15 protein-coding genes are annotated in these 19,131 nt (G+C 32.3%); 12 read left to right on the top strand and 3 right to left on the bottom strand.

The genetic code is table 11. From position 1 onward, the window contains the following. Window positions 1-66: 66 nt before the first annotated feature. The 7 genes from DYE58_RS03750 (at window position 67) to DYE58_RS03720 (ending at window position 9,514) form a co-directional block, all read left to right on the top strand. A complete protein-coding gene (locus DYE58_RS03750; protein WP_004820723.1) occupies window positions 67-2,145 on the top strand; it encodes a DUF5693 family protein in 2,079 nt (692 codons plus the stop codon). Next, a complete protein-coding gene (csaB, locus tag DYE58_RS03745) occupies window positions 2,135-3,250 on the top strand; it encodes a polysaccharide pyruvyl transferase CsaB (RefSeq protein WP_004820727.1) in 1,116 nt (371 codons plus the stop codon). The genes DYE58_RS03750 and csaB overlap by 11 nt, the downstream gene beginning before the upstream one ends. After that, window positions 3,237-4,016: a WecB/TagA/CpsF family glycosyltransferase gene (locus DYE58_RS03740; RefSeq protein WP_115312024.1), complete on the top strand. Its 780-nt coding sequence runs from the start codon at window positions 3,237-3,239 to the stop codon at window positions 4,014-4,016. The genes csaB and DYE58_RS03740 overlap by 14 nt, the downstream gene beginning before the upstream one ends. After that, entirely contained in the window at window positions 4,000-5,940 is a 1,941-nt protein-coding gene (gene tkt, locus DYE58_RS03735; protein ID WP_004820732.1) for a transketolase, read from the top strand. The genes DYE58_RS03740 and tkt overlap by 17 nt, the downstream gene beginning before the upstream one ends. Window positions 5,941-5,971: 31 nt before the next feature. Beyond that, window positions 5,972-6,931, top strand: coding sequence for an acyltransferase (locus DYE58_RS03730; RefSeq protein WP_004820733.1), 960 nt, complete (start codon window positions 5,972-5,974; stop codon window positions 6,929-6,931). Window positions 6,932-6,939: 8 nt separating this feature from the next. Beyond that, on the top strand, window positions 6,940-8,457 hold the full coding sequence (gene guaA / locus DYE58_RS03725) for a glutamine-hydrolyzing GMP synthase (protein WP_004820735.1): 1,518 nt from the start codon (window positions 6,940-6,942) through the stop codon (window positions 8,455-8,457). 217 nt (window positions 8,458-8,674) lie between these two features. Continuing rightward, on the top strand, window positions 8,675-9,514 hold the full coding sequence (locus DYE58_RS03720; protein WP_004820736.1) for a KilA-N domain-containing protein: 840 nt from the start codon (window positions 8,675-8,677) through the stop codon (window positions 9,512-9,514). Window positions 9,515-9,885: 371 nt separating this feature from the next. Here the strand turns inward: DYE58_RS03720 and DYE58_RS03715 are convergent, their stop codons facing one another. Beyond that, entirely contained in the window at window positions 9,886-10,296 is a 411-nt protein-coding gene (locus tag DYE58_RS03715; protein WP_115312023.1) for an IS630 family transposase, read from the bottom strand. Between the two features lie 5 nt (window positions 10,297-10,301). Continuing rightward, entirely contained in the window at window positions 10,302-10,820 is a 519-nt protein-coding gene (locus DYE58_RS03710) for a helix-turn-helix domain-containing protein (RefSeq protein WP_115312022.1), read from the bottom strand. A 618-nt stretch (window positions 10,821-11,438) separates the two neighbouring features. Between DYE58_RS03710 and DYE58_RS03705 the strand changes: the two genes are divergently transcribed. Further along, on the top strand, window positions 11,439-12,971 hold the full coding sequence (locus tag DYE58_RS03705) for a type I restriction-modification system subunit M (protein WP_004820739.1): 1,533 nt from the start codon (window positions 11,439-11,441) through the stop codon (window positions 12,969-12,971). Beyond that, complete coding sequence (locus DYE58_RS03700) at window positions 12,961-13,500, top strand: restriction endonuclease subunit S (protein WP_004820741.1); 540 nt, start codon at window positions 12,961-12,963, stop codon at window positions 13,498-13,500. Before DYE58_RS03705 ends, DYE58_RS03700 begins: the two co-directional genes overlap by 11 nt. Here DYE58_RS03700 and DYE58_RS03695 read toward each other — a convergent pair. Continuing rightward, a complete protein-coding gene (locus tag DYE58_RS03695; RefSeq protein ID WP_004820743.1) occupies window positions 13,497-14,048 on the bottom strand; it encodes a hypothetical protein in 552 nt (183 codons plus the stop codon). The genes DYE58_RS03700 and DYE58_RS03695 overlap by 4 nt on opposite strands. Before the next feature lie 113 nt (window positions 14,049-14,161). Here DYE58_RS03695 and DYE58_RS03690 point away from each other — a divergent pair, with 113 nt between their 5' ends. From DYE58_RS03690 to dinD, 3 genes are read left to right on the top strand one after another with little or no spacing between them, the layout of a single operon-like run. Further along, on the top strand, window positions 14,162-17,305 hold the full coding sequence (locus tag DYE58_RS03690; RefSeq protein WP_115312021.1) for a type I restriction endonuclease subunit R: 3,144 nt from the start codon (window positions 14,162-14,164) through the stop codon (window positions 17,303-17,305). Window positions 17,306-17,344: 39 nt separating this feature from the next. Beyond that, window positions 17,345-18,022 (top strand): GIY-YIG nuclease family protein, encoded by a 678-nt coding sequence (locus DYE58_RS03685; RefSeq protein WP_004820749.1) that lies wholly within the window; start codon window positions 17,345-17,347, stop codon window positions 18,020-18,022. Window positions 18,023-18,025: 3 nt separating this feature from the next. Next, a complete protein-coding gene (gene dinD / locus DYE58_RS03680; RefSeq protein ID WP_004820750.1) occupies window positions 18,026-18,928 on the top strand; it encodes a DNA damage-inducible protein D in 903 nt (300 codons plus the stop codon). Window positions 18,929-19,131 lie beyond the last annotated feature (203 nt).

The raw sequence follows: 19,131 nt of genomic DNA, 5'->3' as shown, positions 1-19,131 counted from the left end.
TTCTGTAAAAAATAAAGTAATCATAGTATAATGAAAAATATAAATTAATTAGTAAGAGGAGATATTATGCAAAAGCTGAATAGAGGATATATAATGTTAGGGCTTATATTATTATCTGTTGTTTTTTCAATGTATTTTGTAGTTGGAAGATACAGAGCGGAGGTACAGTATAAGGGATATGATGTAGTGGCTGACTACAATCAATTTTTAAAACTTTCTTATGAAAGTGGAGATTCGTCAATAGAATACTTTAAGAAGTTACAAAAAAATGGAGTAACTACAATTTCTTTAAATGAATACACTATTGATTCTATGAGAAAATTGCCAAATTCAAAACTTAGAACACAAATGATCGGACAAGATTTAGATATAAAGGGAAGCTCTGAAGAGTTGAACTTTATAATAAATGGCTTGGAAACTTTAAAACAACCTAGAAAGATTACAAAGATTTCAAAAGAAGAGATAATAGTAGAAGGAAGACCCGAAGATTTAGTGGGAAATCGTGTAGGAGCTTTTGATATAGAAGAAAAACGTATAGGTGATTTTAGTTATAAGAGTTCAGTTCTTGAGTATGTGGGATTGGGATATGATTTAAAATTAATAGAGGAATTAAAAGATAATGGGTTAAAAGTAAATTTAAGACCTAATTTTTATTCAAGAATTCAAGATCCTAAAAAGACAATGGAAAGATTTATTGGAGTAGTAGAAAAATATAACCCTGAACAAAAGTGGATTGTATTTTCAGGAACAGAATTTTATTCAAACAGATCTAAAGATAAATCAATTGATGAGGAATTTATAGACTTACTTAATAAAAATAATATGGCACTTGGACTGGTTGAATCTTCTAATCAAAGAGGACATACAGATTTAAAAGGCGTTAATAATGTAATTAAAAATGATAGAGTTAGAAAGTTTAGAGCTTTTACTACTTGGGATTACTTACAAGATAGATATGATTATCAAATTCCTCTACACAGAAATGGACAAGAGCTTACAAATGTGTATTATAGAGCTATTTCAGAAAGAAATGTAGCAGTGGTTTTCATTGCTCCTTACACAAAGGGAAATGAAATAATAACAGATCCACAAATGTATGGAAATGTATTACTTCCTTTAGCTGAAAGAATGGGACAAAAGGGATATACAGCAGGTGAAGTAAATCCAATTGGAACATGGAGTCCAAATAGACTGTTTAAAATACCTGTGGCGATAGGTGTGGTGGCAGCTGGAATACTACTTTTACAGATAATATTTAAATTGCCGGCTCTTGTTTCAGCTATACTTATGGGAATTGGAATTTTTACGTCACTTACATTTTTTGGACTTGGAATAAAAGAAAACCTGGGCAATTTGTTGTTTAACTTGGCGGCGATAGTAGTCTATCCGACACTAGCTCTTACAGTGATAATGGAAAATTATATGCTTGTGAAGAGAAGAAAAAATAGAGAAGTAAAGACTTTTAAAATTTATACTCATGGAATGTTATTGCTTTTAATAGCTATTTTGATAAGTATGATAGGAGCTTTAAACGAAGTTTCATTTTTGAGCGGAACAAATTATTTAGTAGAGCTTGTAGAATTTAGAGGAGTTAAAATTTCTCAAATGTTACCAATATTATTTGCATTTGTAATATATGCGGCATACATTGGTTTTGGGAGAACTGAAGAGACTGCTCCAAAAATACAAGTAAAAGAAATTAGAAATGTATTAAATATGGATGTAAAATTTTGGCAAGCGGGCCTTGCGGGAATGTTGTTGATTTTAGTTGCGATATTCTTGCTAAGAGGTGGGAACACCAACACTAAAATTCCAGGAATGGAATTACTTGCAAGAAACTTGATGGAAATATATCTACCAGTTAGACCAAGAACTAAAGCTATCTTAATGGGTTGGCCGGCAATAGTGCTTTTGATGTATATAGCATATAGAAAAAGAGCTGAAATAATGACACTTATATTGATACTTTTAGCTTCAATAGGTATGGCAGACATAGTAAATACTTTCTCTCATATAAGAACACCACTTTATATTTCATTTACTAGAGTTTGTGTGCAATATTTAGTTGTGGCACTTATAGCCTTAGTTTTTGTATATGTTGCAGAAGTTGTAAGAAAGGGGTACGACAAATACATTGGCAAATAAAATTTTGGTGTCCGGGTACTACGGCTATAACAACATAGGTGATGAAGCTATTCTAAAAGGTCTAGTAGACGGAATATCTGAGATTAGCGATGCTGAAATTGTGGTATTATCGAAAAATCCAGATTGGACAACGGAAAAATATGGAGTAAAAGCAGTAAATAGGTCTAAAATAACTGATATTCTAAAAAATATCAGCAGTACAGACATGCTTTTGTCAGGAGGAGGCTCACTTCTTCAAGATGTAAGTAGTAGTAAATCTATACTTTATTACCTTGGGATTTTGAAACTTGCTCAACTTATGAGAAAGAAAACTTTTATATATTCTCAAGGAATAGGACCTATTAGGAGAACTTTTAATAGATTTTTGACAAGAAAAATTTTAAATAAAGTAGATTATTTAAATGTTAGAGATAGACAAAGCGAAGCGTATTTAAGAGATTTAAATGTAAAAAGAGATGTTCAAGTAACGACAGACACTGTATTTGGAATAAAAAAACCGAGTTTGGACAAGGGAAGAGAAGTCCTTGATGGGCTAGGAGTTAGAAAAAATGCAGTAAATGTTGGAATGATAGTTATGAATTGGAAGAATTCAGGAGAGAGAACTATAGATGAATTTATAAAGACAATTGAACTCGTAAAGAGTGAAAGAGATGTCAATATAATACTGATTCCATTCTTTTACCATTTAGATTTAAAAATTGAAACTGAAATTTATGATAAAATAAAAGATAAATATGAAAATATATACTTGGCAGACCACTATTTACACGTAAATGAATATCTATCATTGATAGGGAATTTAGATATATGTGTGAGCATGAGGCTTCACGGGCTTATATTTTCGACACTTATGGGAGTTTATCCCATAGGAATTTCATACGACCCTAAAATTGACGGGTTTATGAAAGAATTAGATAGAGTACAAAACCACTATGTACAAAATTTCAAATCGGATGAGTTAGCCAAAGAAATTTTACAATCTATAGAAGATAGAGATGAACTTAAAAAAGAAATTAGTGGATATTTGCTTAAATTTGTAAAAAAGACCAAAGAGCACAATCAAAGGGTTTTGGAGGTATTAAATACAGAGCATGGAAAAGGTTAGTATATTTGGAGTTGAGGTTTTCAATGTAACTTTCGATGAAGCCTTTGAAAAGATTAAAGGTTTTTTGAAAGAAGATAGATTACACACCATAATGACTCCGAACACTGAAATTGTTGTGGATGCACGAGACAATCCTAAGATGAGAGACATAATAAATTCTGCGGACTTGGTTGTGGCAGATGGTATAGGGCTTATTTATGGCTCAAAGATGAAGAAGTTGCCGTTAAAGGAGCGTGTAACAGGGTTTGACTTATCTATAAAGATGATAGACCTTTGTAGAGAAGAAGGATACAGTTTGTTTTTACTTGGAACAAAACCCGAAATTGTAGAGCAAGCTTATAAAAATTTAAAAAAAGATGAAAAGCTTAATATAGTTGGTTATCATGATGGATATTTCAAGGGAGCTCATTTGGGAATGGGAGACCATGAAGAAGAACTTAAAGTAATTGAACAGATAAATTCATTAAAACCTGATATAATATTTTTGGGTATGGGTTATCCTAAACAAGAACTTTGGATAGAACATAATAAGGGCAGATTGAATTCAAAAATTATAATAGGTAATGGCGGAGTTATAGACATACTTGCCGGAGTGAGTAAAAGAGCTCCGGAGGCGTTTATAAAGTTAAATTTAGAGTGGCTTTATAGATTGTTATCAGACCCAGCCAGAATAAAAAGACAAGTGGCAATACCTAAATTTTTGTATTCTGTAATAAAGGATAAGAATTCTGTAGTAGTAGGAGGAAAAAATGAACATAGAAACTAAAGCTATTAACACCATCAGATTACTTTCAGTGGACCAAATTCAAGCCGCAAATTCAGGACACCCTGGATTACCACTTGGAGCATCTCCAATGGCTTACACAATTTGGAAAAATATGAAGCACAATCCTAGTGACCCAAGTTGGATAAACAGAGATAGATTTATTCTTTCAGCAGGTCATGGTTCAAGTATGTTGTATTCATTACTTCACCTTTTTGGATATGGCCTTGAAATAGAAGATTTAAAGAACTTTAGACAACTTTCATCACGTACACCGGGGCACCCTGAGTATAAACACACAGTTGGTGTAGAGGCTACTACAGGGCCTCTTGGACAAGGTATATCTATGGCAGTTGGTATGGCAATGGCAGAAAAGCACATGGCCGCAATTTATAATAAAGACATTGAAGTTGTAGACCACCATACATTTGTAATATGTGGCGATGGAGATTTAATGGAAGGTATTTCTAACGAAGCTTCATCTCTTGCGGGAACTCTTAAATTATCAAAGCTTATAGTTCTTTACGATTCAAATGGAATTTCAATAGAAGGATCAACTGACTTAGCATTCTCAGAAGACGTTGCTTCAAGATATTTAGCACTGGGTTGGCAAGTTATAGAAGTTGAAGACGGAAACGACATAGAAGCAATTGCAGCGGCAATAGAAGAAGCTAAAAAAGATGAAAGGCCTTCACTTATAAAAGTAACTACAGAAATAGGATATGGCTCACCAAGAGTTGGAACAAGCAAAGCGCATGGAGAACCACTTGGAGCAGACGGAGTTTTAGAAACTAAGAAATTCTTAGAAGCTTCAGAAGAAGCATTCTACGTTTCAGAAGAAGTTAGAGCTCATTTTGAAGACATCAAAAAAGATTTACACTTTGAATACGAAAAATCAAACAGAGTAGAAGAGCTATATGCTGAAAAATATCCTGAAGAATACAAGAAACTTGTAGACTCAATGAATGGAAAATTTGATTTAGAAGTTTTGAATACAGAAGAACTTTACAAATTTGAAAAAGATATGGCGACTCGTGCATCTTCAGGAGTTGCATTAAATAGAATAGCTGAAAAATTTGATTTATTCTTTGGCGGTTCAGCAGACCTTGCGCCATCAAACAAATCAAATATAGATAAAGAAGAAAACTTTAGTGCGAAAAATCCAAAAGGACTTAACATAAACTTTGGAGTTCGTGAACACGCTATGGCGGCAATAGTAAATGGTATTATGCTACATGGAGGATTCAAATCTTATGGAGCAACATTCCTTGTATTTGCAGATTATTTAAAACCTGCTATCAGACTTGCTGCAATTCAAAATTTAGGCTCAGTGTTCATACTTACTCACGACTCTATCGGAGTTGGAGAAGACGGACCTACACATCAACCTATAGAACAACTTTCAATGCTTAGAAGTATTCCAAATCACATTGTATTTAGACCGGCAGATGCAGTAGAAGCGGCAGTAGGTTGGTCAGTTGCGCTGAACTCAAAATCAACACCTGTATCACTTATTCTTTCAAGACAAACTCTTAAGAATTTAGAAGGTTCATCAAGAGATGCGGCAAAAGGTGCTTATATAGTACAAAAAGAAACAAAAGAACTAAAGAAAATCATCATAGCAACAGGTTCTGAAGTTGAAATTGCAGTAGAAGCGGCAGATGAAGAAACAAGAGTTGTTTCAATGCCATCAAGAGAACTTTTTGAGGCACAAACTGAAGAATATAGAGAATCAATAATACCTAACAACGTTAGAAACAGAGTTGTAGTAGAAGCGGCAAGTTCTTATGGTTGGCATAAATATGCAGGAATTGACGGGAAACTTGTAACTATTGATGAATTTGGAACATCAGCACCTGGTTCAGAAGTGTTTAGGTATTTTGGAATAACTGCAGAAAACGTAAAAAGAGCACTTAAGGAGTTTTAAATAGTCGCCGAAAGGCGACTTTTTTACTAATATGAAGAGAATAAGAGAAATAGACTTAGTAAAGGGACTGGCAATATTTTTAGTTCTGATGATACACACAAATATATATATGGTTTCAGAAGACCTGATAAACTTTAAAATATTTTATGGTGCGCTATCAAGATGCGCAGTGCCACTATTTATGATGGCGAGCGGAGCTTTACTATATAGAAGAAAACCAACTTTTAAAAAGACCTTTAAAATGGTACTTAAACTGATATTTTTAATACTATTCTTTAACTTCGTATATAGGTATTGGGACGGTTGGTGGATGAATGACACCAGTATGGAAAATCTTATGAAGATTAATGAAAAATTTCATTTGTATTATCTCTACATTGCAGTTGTGCTTTTCATCTCAGCACCGGTAGTTTATAGATTAGTTTCAAATATGACTAGGAATGAATATAGATTTGCAATATTTTTATTTTTCCTAGGCTCAATAGTTGTGCCATATTTAAAAACTTTAAATCTAATTAAGAATCCATTCATTTTAACATACAGTTTGTCAATGAGTTACTCAACTATAGGTTATGCAATGATAGGACATTACATTTTTAAATATAAAGAAGATATACCAAGAGGTTTTTCAATATTTGGAGCATTTGCAATCTGGTATATGATTGATATTTTGATAGAAAATCCTACGGATGCAAATTTTGTAACATACTTTGAAATGGTAAATCCACTTAGCTTTATATATGCAGTTAGCGTATTTTTATTTGTGGTTAGGTCAAAGACAGATACAGAATTGAGTTTGCTATCAAATTCAACACTTTTTATATACACAACACATATATTAGTGCTTGAATATTTTCTAAAAGTTGGATTAATGCCTGAAGCATTTAAAGATTTTAAAGTAATTTATCCAATTATAATGAGTTTAATGATTATAGTACTAGAACTTGTACCATATAGCATTTATAATATAGTTAAGAAAAAGATTAAATAGGAGGAAAAATGATTTTAGTTGTTGATTTTGGAGGACAGTATAACCAACTTATAGCAAGAAGAATAAGAGACCTTAATGTGTACTGTGAAGTGGTTCCATATAGCAAGGCTTTAGAAGCTATCAAAGAAAAAAAGCCAAGTGGAATAGTTTTTACAGGGGGACCTAATTCAGTTTATGAAGAAGGAGCACCAAGCATAGAAAAGGAAATCTTTGAACTTGGAATCCCTATTTTGGGACTTTGCTACGGTATGCAACTTATGAGCCATGTACTTGGAGGAGAAGTAAAGGCTTCAACTGAAAGAGAGTTTGGAAAAACTGTTTTAAATATCTCTGATAATAAAATATTCGATGGCATAGAACAAGACTCTACAGTATGGATGAGTCACGTTGATAAAGTTGTTGAATTACCAAAAGGATTTAAGACAATCGCTAAGACAGACAATACAGAAAATGCTGCAATAGCAAATGATGAAAAGAAATTATATGGCTTCCAATTCCATCCAGAAGTTAATCATTCAGAATTTGGAACAGAGATGTTAAAAAACTTTGTCGTAAATGTTGTTGGTGAAAAACAAGACTGGACAATGGCAAATTATAAAACAACACTTATTTCTTCCATAAGAGAAAAAGTAGGAGATGGCAAAGTTTTACTTGCCCTATCAGGTGGAGTAGATTCATCAGTTGCAGCAGCACTACTTTCAGAAGCAGTTGGAGAAAACTTGACTTGTATCTTAGTTGACCATGGTCTGATGAGAAAGAATGAAGCTTTAGAAGTTGAAGAAGCTTTTAAAGATTCAGGAATGAACTTTATAAGAGTGGATGCAGAAGAAAGGTTCTTAAAGAGACTTGAAGGCGTTACAGACCCAGAAGACAAAAGAAAGGCAATTGGAGAAGAATTCATCAGAGTATTTGAAGATGAAGGAAAGAAAATCGGCTCAGTAGATTTCCTAGCTCAAGGAACAATTTATCCGGATATAATAGAATCAGGACTTGGAGATGCGGCAGTGATAAAGAGCCACCACAATGTTGGAGGACTTCCATCGGTTGTAGATTTTAAAGACATAGTAGAGCCACTTAGAATGTTGTTTAAAGATGAAGTGAGACAACTTGGTAGAGAACTTGGACTTAAAGACTATTTAGTAAACAGACAACCATTCCCAGGGCCAGGACTTGGAATAAGAGTAATTGGAGAAGTAACCAAAGAAAAATTAGATTTACTAAGAGATGCAGATGCAATCTTTAGAGAAGAAATTGCAAAAGCAGGACTTGACTCTGATATAAACCAATACTTTGCAGTTCTTACAAATAACAGAACAGTAGGAGTTATGGGAGACTTTAGAACATACGACTACACACTTGCTCTAAGAGCAGTTAAGACAACAGATTTCATGACAGCAGATTGGTCAAGAATTCCATACGAAGTTTTAGATAAAGTTTCAGTTAGAATAGTAAATGAAGTAAAACACATAAATAGGATTGTGTATGATATAACAAGTAAACCACCAGCAACTATTGAGTGGGAGTAAAACTCCCCTGTGTGGGAGTTTTACCAGAAAAATAGCCTATAAAATAAAAAGATAAAAATTATATACATGAGTAAAGTGGCTTATATCATTTGACAATTAGTGATTTGGGATATTTAATTTAATCTTAAGATTAGGTCAGGAAGCATACGGTGCCCTGGCCATTTTTTATGTTATAATACAAGTAATAAAGATTAAGCTAGAATAAGGAGGGGGTATATTGTCAAAAATTAAAAAAGATCAAATTTCAGCTAAAGGCTTTGATATTGAGGTTTACACAGAAGATTTTAAAAATGATTATATAAGTCTTACTGATATAGCAAAATATAAAAACAAGGAAGAACCTAATGTAGTTGTTTCAAATTGGATGCGAAACTATAATACAATAGAATATCTTGGCATTTGGGAGCAGTTAAATAATCCAGATTTTAACCCCCTCGAATTCGAGGGGTATTTAAAAAAGGCGGGTAGTAACGCTTTTACTTTATCACCTCAAAAATGGCAGAAAACCACTAATGCAGTAGGACTATTTGTAAAGTTGGGTAGATATGGAGGCACATATGCTCATAAAGATATAGCTTTTAAATTTGCTTCATGGATATCTGCAGAATTTGAACTTTATATAATTAAAGATTATCAAAGACTTAAAGAAGATGAAAACTCAAAATTATCATTAACTTGGAACCTGCATAGAGAAATATCTAAAATCAATTATAAAATTCATACAGATGCCATCAAAGAATATTTATTAAAAGACCTTACAGATGAGCAGTTATCATTTAAATATGCAAGTGAAGCAGATATGCTTAATGTGGCACTATTTAATAAAAGAGCAAAACAGTGGCGTGAAGAAAATCCTGACCTAAAAGGAAATATGAGAGACTATGCAAGTCTTAATGAACTATTAGTACTTGCTAATATGGAATCCTACAATGCAATTTTAATTGAAAAGGGATTAGAGCAAAAAGAAAGAATGATTGAACTTAGAAATCTTGCAAAGACCCAACTCGTATCTTTAGAAAAATTAAACCAATCAGATATAAAAAAACTACACAAGTAAAATTATTATAGAGTTTTCTCCGGTACTGGGACTGGTACGGGACTAAAAATTTGAAAACGCCCTATAATTAGGTGGATTTGGTGGTACATTAAAAAATAGAATCTAGTATTTTGGACGGTTTGGGATATATAGTACATTTGGAAAAGAAGAATGGGAATAATTAAATAATTTATTGAATATACAACTTAGAGAACCTTCCATTAAATTATGGGAGGTTTTTATAGTGATTTTTAAAGGAATATTATAATAATTGAGAAGTATTCAATTTATACTATCATCCTATTAAATCTAGATATATAACCAATCCCTATTGGTGATACTTTTAACCATCTCTTTTGTTAATTTATTTATCGTTTCACACAACCTATCCACTACGTCTGATAATGTGTGGAAAATTCATTTTTAAATCCCATAGTCCTAATTTGTTTCCAAATCTGTTCTATGGGGTTCATTTCTGGTGTATATGGTGGTATATGCATTATTTCTATGTTTTCCGGTATTCTTAATCCTTTGGATTTATGCCATGTTGCTCCATCACATACTAGTAGTATCATATCATTCTTATAGGTTTTGGAGAGTTCTTTTAAAAATATGTTCGTACAGTCTGTATTACAATACGGCAATATTAAAAAGAAGTTTTCTCCTGTTGTTGGTTCTACTGCTCCATAAGTATATCTGTATTCTCTTAAATGATGATAAGGTACTGATGGTCTTATTTTATGGTTACCCCAACAGTATTTCGGCTTATTTATGCGACCGAATCCTACTTCATCTTGGAACATTATTCTTACTTTTTTATCCGGGTTAACGTTTCTAAGTTCTTTTGCTCTGCTGTTAATTTTTTTGAGGTCTCTATGACCTCTTTACTTGCTTTCTTAGGATATTTACTTCTTGGCATTATTTTTCTAAATCCGTGTCTTTTTAGTACTCTATATATTTGACCCGTTCCTATGGAATGTCCTACAAGCTTTACATATGCTTTTTCTATTTCTTTGGCTGTTACTATTTGTCCACTTTCTGCTTTTTCTTCAAATTGCTTTAGGAATTCTTTTTCTTCTTCAAAGCAGAGATTTCTATGATTGCCTTGTCTTTTTTTATTTTTTAATGCGTTTACAGAATCTTCTCTATATGCTTTTAACCATGCGAACACTGTAGATTTTCCAACATCTAATTTTTCAGATATGGATTTGGCACTGTTGCCTTTAAGTTTTAGTATTATGGCTTTAATCTTTATATATTCTCTTTTGTTATTAGTTTTTTTGAGTTCTACTTCTAATTCTTGAATTTGTTTTTGTATATCTTTCATAATATTATTATACTACATTAAATCACACAATTATATCTATTGTTTAACGGATATTAGTATTAGTAAAGATTTAATATTCAAATAAAATCACGATCGAATTTTTATTGATAAATATATAAAGTATATTTTTCTAGTTGAATGCAAAGAATAAAAGATTAAATTAATAAAAGATAATTTGTATAAAGACAGAATGTTAATATACACAGAAAATAAAAAGTGATATAAATTAAATGTAAAGTAGAAAATTAGTATAAGAATCTTTAAAAGTAAAGAAAGAACGCTCATAACAAATTTTAAAATTCACTTACTGTACTAATTTATTATGTATAAAACTAAAATAGACAGAACGGTATATTTAACTTGATGCTATGATATAATATATAAAAATAATATGCGATTGACTAAATATGATGTAAGAATTAAAACTAAATATAAATAAACATTACAAGTTGTATTAGTTAAATACATTAATAAAAATACTTAGTAAAAATACCAAAAGTTAGCACATAGACAATAAACAAGTTAAATAAAAATTAATATAAAATTTTGTGAAATTGGCAGATAGTTAAATTTATATTAGATGATTTTATCTAAATTGAAGAGGAAGGGGAATGAATAGTGGCAAAAAAAAATAACACAAATATAGGTTTTGAAAAGCAAATTTGGGATGCAGCTTGTGTTCTTTGGGGACATATACCTGCAGCTGAATATAGAAAGGTAATTGTTGGACTTATTTTTCTTCGTTATATATCAAATGCTTTTGAAAAACGTTATGAGGAGCTTTTAAAAGAAGGTTATGGTTTTGAAAATGACAGAGATGCATATGCAGAAGAAAATATTTTCTTTGTGCCAGAAGAGGCACGTTGGAGTAAGATTTCCTCTGCTGCGCACACACCTGAAATTGGAATAGTAATTGATGATGCAATGAGAGCGATTGAAAAAGAAAATGTGAGTTTAAAAAATGTTTTGCCTAAGAATTATGCTAGTCCGGATTTAGATAAAAGGGTATTAGGAGAAGTTGTTGACTTATTTACTAATGAAATTCATATGGATGATACAGATGAAAGCAAAGATTTACTTGGTAGGACTTATGAATACTGTATTGCTCAATTTGCAGCATATGAAGGAACAAAAGGTGGAGAATTTTATACTCCTTCAAGTATTGTAAAGACAATAGTTGAAATTTTGAAACCTTTTAATAATTGTCGTGTATATGACCCTTGTTGTGGAAGTGGTGGTATGTTTGTACAGAGTGAAAAATTTGTACAGGCTCATAGCGACAATCGAGGGAATATTTCTGTTTATGGACAGGAATCTAATGCAGACACATGGAAGATGGCGAAAATGAATATGGCAATAAGAGGAATTGATGCCAATTTCGGTTCTTATCATGCCGATACATTTTTTAATGACATCCATAAAACATTAAAATCGGATTTCATTATGGCAAATCCACCGTTTAATCTTTCTAATTGGGGTGCAGATAAATTAAAAGATGATGTTAGGTGGAAATATGGAACTCCGCCATCGGGAAATGCAAACTATGCGTGGATACAACATATGATTCATCACCTAGCGCCGAACGGAAAAATAGGCTTAGTACTGGCTAATGGAGCATTATCATCCCAATCTTCAGGAGAAGGAGAAATAAGAAAAAAGATTATAGAAGATGATCTCGTTGAAGGGATTGTAGCTTTGCCAACACAGTTATTTTATAGCGTAACTATTCCAGTGACATTGTGGTTTATTACTAAAAATAAAAAACAGAAAGGAAAGACCCTATTTATTGATGCCAGAAAAATGGGATATATGGTTGATCGAAAACATAGAGATTTTACGGAAGGTATACAAGAAGATGGAAGTCTTGGGGATATTGACTTACTAGCAAAAACCTTTGAAGATTTTCAAAATGGAAAATTAGAGGAGAAAAAAGGATTTTCCGCTATAGCGTCAATAGAAGATATAGCAAAACAAGATTATATATTAACTCCCGGTCGATACGTAGGTATTGAAGAACAAGAAGATGACGGCGAGCCTTTTGAGGAAAAGATGACAAGGCTGACCTCAGAACTTTCGGATATGTTTGAGAAATCTCATGAACTGGAAGAGGAAATCAGAAAGAAGTTAGGGGCTATTGGTTATGAAGTGTAATTGGCGTATAAAAAAGCTATCCGAAATTGCTCACATCAATCCAAAAGAAAGCATTGGTAAAGGCATCATGGCAAAAAAAGTACCAATGGATAAATTGCAACCGTTTTGTAGGGATATTCCAGAATTCATTTTGGGAGAGTATAAGGGGGGAGCTAAATTTAGAAATGGTGACACGATAATGGCAAGAATAACACCTTGTTTGGAGAATGGAAAAATTTCAAAAGTTTCTATGTTGGATGATGATGAAGTTGGTTTTGGATCAACTGAATACATTGTTTTTCGTGCTATTGAAGGTGTTAGTGATGCTGATTTTCTGTATTATTTGATTTGTAGCCCATTGGTTCGTAATCCGGCAATTAAATCTATGGTGGGGTCATCGGGTCGCCAAAGAGTACAAACTGATGTAGTCTCTGATTTGGATATAGAGTTGCCTAATATCGAAGAGCAAAGGAAAATCGGAAGTATACTAAAGGCTCTTGATGATAAAATAGCATTGAATAATGCGATAAACAATAATTTAGCGGCTTAAAGGTCTATGTCTGATACATCAAGCTCACCGGACATCAGTTTAGGTAAAAGAGCGTCACGAGTTGTAGCTAATCGTACATTTTCAGCTTTGTTATGACCAATCATCTCAAAAATCGGCGTTACAGTGGCCGTGTAATTACGGACATCGTCAAAGTTTAAGTTGCTTATTGGCATAGCGGCTATATGCTGAGGATAAATGTGCGGCTGTGCAGAACCAGTTTGAGCATCGTATATTTCTTTCTGGCGCTTTTTTAATAACACATACCAAAAATAAACATTGTCTGTCATTGAACTATCAATAAAAGATGAGTCTGATGACCAAATCGGTATATTCCATAAACTAACATATCCCGAATTTGCACCGGAAGCAGATATAGCAAGAACAGGAGCAACTGTATTAGCTACATTATGATACGTTGATGGTTCCAAACCGCCAGCAACAACTGGAACATTTCCGAATATGGCGTTTTTCGATAGTAAGCCCTTGCCTCTTTTTGGAGTTATGCTATCTCCGATAGTATTTTCTCCATTTGATATACTTGGAAACATCGCATCAAAAATTGCCCGAGCTTGCTGCTCTAAATTATTGTTTGTAATACTTCATATAAAAATTAGAAAGAAAAATAAGAATTATATTAAATAAATCTATAAAGGAGAGAGTTATGCTGGCATCATATACAGAAGAAAATTATGAAAACTCAATAATTGAATTATTTCAAAACGATTTGGAATATGAGTACGCATATGGTCCTAATATTGAGAGGGATTTTTATAGCCCGCTATATGAAGAGGTTCTAGTTGAATCGTTATATCGTTTAAATAGAGATTTGCCAGGAGATGCCATTCAGGAGGCATTGTATAAAATTAAAAATTTTGAAAATGGTGAGATTGTACAAAAAAATAATTTATTTATGGACTATCTGCAAAATGGCATTCCAGTAAGATATTTTTTTAAAGATGAAGAGCGCTCAGATATTGTTTATATTGTTGATTATAAGAATCTAGATAATAACTCCTTTATTGTTGCAAATCAATGGACATTTATAGAAAATAGTGAAAAAAGACCTGACATTGTTTTATTTTTAAATGGACTACCTATTGTCGTTATTGAATTAAAGTCACCATCTAGAGAAGGAACAGATGCTTCAGATGGATATAGACAGTTGAAAAATTATATGAAAGAAATCCCATCTATGTTTATTTATAATGCTATTTGTGTCATGAGTGACCAATTGACATCCAAAGCAGGAACAATTACTTCTGGTGAAGATCGTTTTATGGAGTGGAAAACAAAAGATGGTAGCTATGAAAATACAGAATATGCTAACTTTGATACATTTTTTGAGGGAATTTTTAAAAAAGAAAGATTCTTAGATATAATAAAAAATTACATTTGTTTTTCAAATGAAGGTATAAGTATGTTTAAAATTTTAGCGGGGTATCATCAGTATTTTGCAGTTAATAAGGCTATTGAATCTACTAAAAAAGCTACAGTGACAGATGGTAAAGGTGGAGTTTTTTGGCATACTCAAGGTAGTGGGAAGTCTTTATCTATGGTATTTTATGCACATAGACTACAAGAAGCATTAGATAGCCCTACGATTGTTGTGCTTACAGATAGAAATGATTTGGATGATCAACTGTATGGACAATTTGTTAAATGTAAGAATTTTTTAAGACAAGATCCTATTCAAGCAGATAGTAGAGCTCATTTAAAAAATTTGCTTAATGGAAGAAAAGCAAACGGAATTATATTTACTACAATGCAAAAGTTTGAGGAATCAGAAGATGCTTTATGTGAAAGACGTAATGTTATTGTAATGGCTGATGAAGCACATAGAGGACAATATGGTTTAGCAGAAAGAATTAAAATTGTACAAAATGAAAATGGAGAAGATATAGCTAAAAGAGTTGTCGGGACTGCGAGAATTATTAGAAATTCTCTGCCTAATGCAACATATATTGGATTTACAGGGACTCCTATTTCTTCAAAAGATAGAAGTACTAGAGAGGTATTTGGTGAATATATTGATATCTACGATATGACCCAAGCTGTTGAGGATGGAGCTACAAGACCTGTTTATTACGAAAGTAGAGTTATTAAATTAAATCTTGATGAAAGTACATTAAAATTAATAGATAAAGAGTACGATATAATGGCAGAAAATGCTGACCCTCATGTTATTGAAAGAAGTAAAAAAGAGCTTGGTAGGATGGACGCAATACTTGGAAATGATAATACTATAAATTCACTTGTTTGTGACATTATAGATCATTATGAAGATAATCGAGAAAACTTGCTTACTGGTAAGGCTATGATTGTAGCATATTCTCGACCTATTGCTATGAGAATTTATGAGAAAATATTAGAACTTCGACCTAATTGGGTTGAAAAAATAGGCGTAGTTATGACTTCGGGGAACAATGATCCTGAAGAGTGGAGAGATATAATTGGAAATAAAAAGCATAAGGATGAGTTGGCAAAGAAATTTAAAAATAACGATAGTGAAATGAAAATTGCTATTGTTGTGGATATGTGGCTTACGGGGTTTGATGTTCCATCTTTGGCAACTATGTATGTTTATAAGCCAATGACAGGACATAATTTGATGCAGGCTATTGCACGAGTGAATCGTGTGTTCCAAGATAAAGAAGGTGGCCTTATTGTTGACTATGTAGGGATTGCATCAGCATTAAAACAAGCTATGAATGATTATACAACTCGTGATAAGAAAAATTATGGAAATACAGATGTTGCAGAGGTTGCTTATCCTAAATTTTTAGAAAAATTATCTGTATGTCAAGATTTATTCCATGGTTATAATTATATTAATTTTAGTGGAGATAGTGATTTAGAAAGGGCTAAAATTATTAGTGGCGCGTTAAATTTTATTCTAGACAGAAAAAGAGAGAATGATAAAGAAATTTTTTTGAAAGAAGCACTTATGCTTCATCAGGCACTATCTCTTTGTTCATCTTTAGTATGTGAGAAAGATAGATTAGAAGCTGCTTTTTTTGAAGCGATTCGAGTTTTAGTTTTAAGGCTTATAAATAATGGACAAGGACAAAAAATATCTTTAAATCAAATGAATGCTAAAATCAATGATTTATTAAAACAAAGCATTAAGAGTGAAGGAGTGATAAATCTATTCTCTGACATAAAAGAAGAGTTTTCATTATTTGATCCTAAGTTTTTGCAAGATGTAGCTAATATGAAAGAAAAAAATATTGCTGTAGAGCTTTTAAAAAAATTAATAGCAGAGCAAGTTGTTGTATATAAGAGGACAAATATAGTAAAGTCTGAAAAATTTAGTGGAATTATGCAAAGGACATTAAATTCATATCTTAATGGGATGTTAACGAATGAAGAGGTCATTGAAGAAATGCTAAATCTTGCAAAACAGATTGCTGAAGCACAAAAAGCTGGTGATAAATTGGGGTTGACAACAGATGAGCTTGCTTTTTATGATGCACTTACAAAACCTCAAGCGATTAAAGATTTTTATAAAAATGATGAGTTAATTGCAATTAGTAGGGAATTAACAGATACACTTAGGAAGAATAGAAGTATAGACTGGCAAAAAAGAGAATCAGCTCGTGCTAAAATGAGAATGTTAATTAAAAAACTTTTGAAAAAACATAAATATCCGCCTGAGGGGATGGAAGATGCAGTGCAAGTTGTTATGACACAGTGCGAACTTTGGACTGATAGTTATCATTTTGAATATGATGATATTTATTCACATACAGACTATATTAACAAGTCTGTGCCGTTAGCTGCAGAAAATAGTATAAAATATATTTGATTAAATTCAATGAACGAATATATTGAGAGAGTGTAAATTATGTCAAAAGGAATAATATATTTAATGACCACAGTAGTATCTGGTCTTATAAAGATTGGTAAAACCAGAAATGACCAATTTGAAAATAGAATGAGATTTTTAGAAAGTAATGGATACGCTAATATTACAGGGCTAAAAAGAGAATTTGCTATAGAAGTGGATGGATATGACGAGAAAGAAAAGCTTATACATGATATTTTTAGTAAAAGTAGGATTGTTAATACAGAACTATTTGCTTTAGATATAGAAATAGCAAAATCGTTATTATCTTCTTTAGATGGTAAGCAGATTTATCCAAAAGATAAGAGTAAAAAGGAAGTATTTAAGGAATCAACAGAAGAAATAAAACTTAAGTCAGATAATGGGTTTGTTCCAGATGGGGAATATGTATTAAACCGTAATATTAAAGGTTTTGGTAAAGTTTATGGTAAAGCAAAAGTAGAAGATGGTATATTTACAGTTTTAAAAGGAAGTATTTGTGGAAATACTGGGAAAGGGTATATTTCTTCTATTAGACGAAATGCAAATATAGTAAATAATATATTACAAGAAGACATTGTATGTGTTAATCCATCGAGCGCAGGTTGGATAATTATCGGAAAATCTAATAATGGATGGGTTGAATGGAAGGATATACATGGTAACAGAATCGAAAAATATAGAGATATAGAAAGATAGTTTATGTATAAGATAGTTACTATAGAAATAGCAAGAGGTAAGTTTATGCCAAATTTAAAAGCAAAAGAATATAAAAAATTTGAAGATATTAAACATATCAGAAAAGATGGAAGTGAGTATTGGAGTGCAAGAGAACTTTCTGCTGTACTTGATTACTATCAATGGCGTAATTTTCAAAAGGTAATTGATAAGGCTATGATTGCTTGTGAAAATAGTGGGCATGAAGTAACATACGATTTTGCTGAGGCCAGCAAAATCGTAGAAGCTGGTGCTACAAGCAAGTCTATTAAAGATTATGAACTTACAAGATATGCTTGCTATTTGATTGTGCAAAATGGTGATCCTAGAAAAGAAGTTATTGCACTTGGACAAACCTACTTTGCTATACAAACATATCGTCAAGAGCTAGCGGATCATTTTAATCAGCTTGATGAGGATAGAAGACGGCTTGTTGTTCGAGGTGATATTAAACAATGGAATCAGATTTTAGTTGAAACAGCACATGATGCGGGAGTTATCACAAACGAAGAATTCGCTATATTCCAAAATGCTGGATATATGGGATTGTATGGCGGATTAGATGTAGAAGATATACATTCTAGGAAGGGTCTAGCTGCAAGACAAAAGATTTTGGATTACATGGGAAGTACTGAACTCATTGCGAATTTATTTAGAATTTCACAGACAGAAGAAAAGCTAAGGAAAGACAAAGTTGAGGGTGCATATGCAGCAACAAAAGTGCATTATTCAGTAGGAAAAGAAGTGAGAGGTGCCATTGAGAAAATAGGTGGCACAATGCCAGAAGATTTACCAGTTCCAGAGAAAAATATTCAACAGATAGAAAAAGAACAGATGAAACGTCTTAAGGATAAAGCTAAACAGGGAAAGTTGATGTTGGATGAATAATGTGTGTCCCCAAAAACACTCTTACTGTAGTATAAACACTGATATTGTTTTGAGATTAAAAACTCAAAAACTAGGTATAAAGACACCAGATTTTAGAAACTTAATAGATACTGATAATTTGTAAAATAAACAAATATGCTATGATAATTATTGGGTTTGAATAAGATTATAAATTCAAGAGGTTAAAAATCCTCAGCAAGACT

Origin of the sequence: Peptoniphilus indolicus, from assembly GCF_900454665.1 — a bacterium.
Lineage (GTDB): Bacteria > Bacillota > Clostridia > Tissierellales > Peptoniphilaceae > Peptoniphilus > Peptoniphilus indolicus.
The sequence above is the reverse complement of the archived record's forward strand: the minus strand, read 5'-3'. Positions and strand labels throughout refer to the sequence as shown.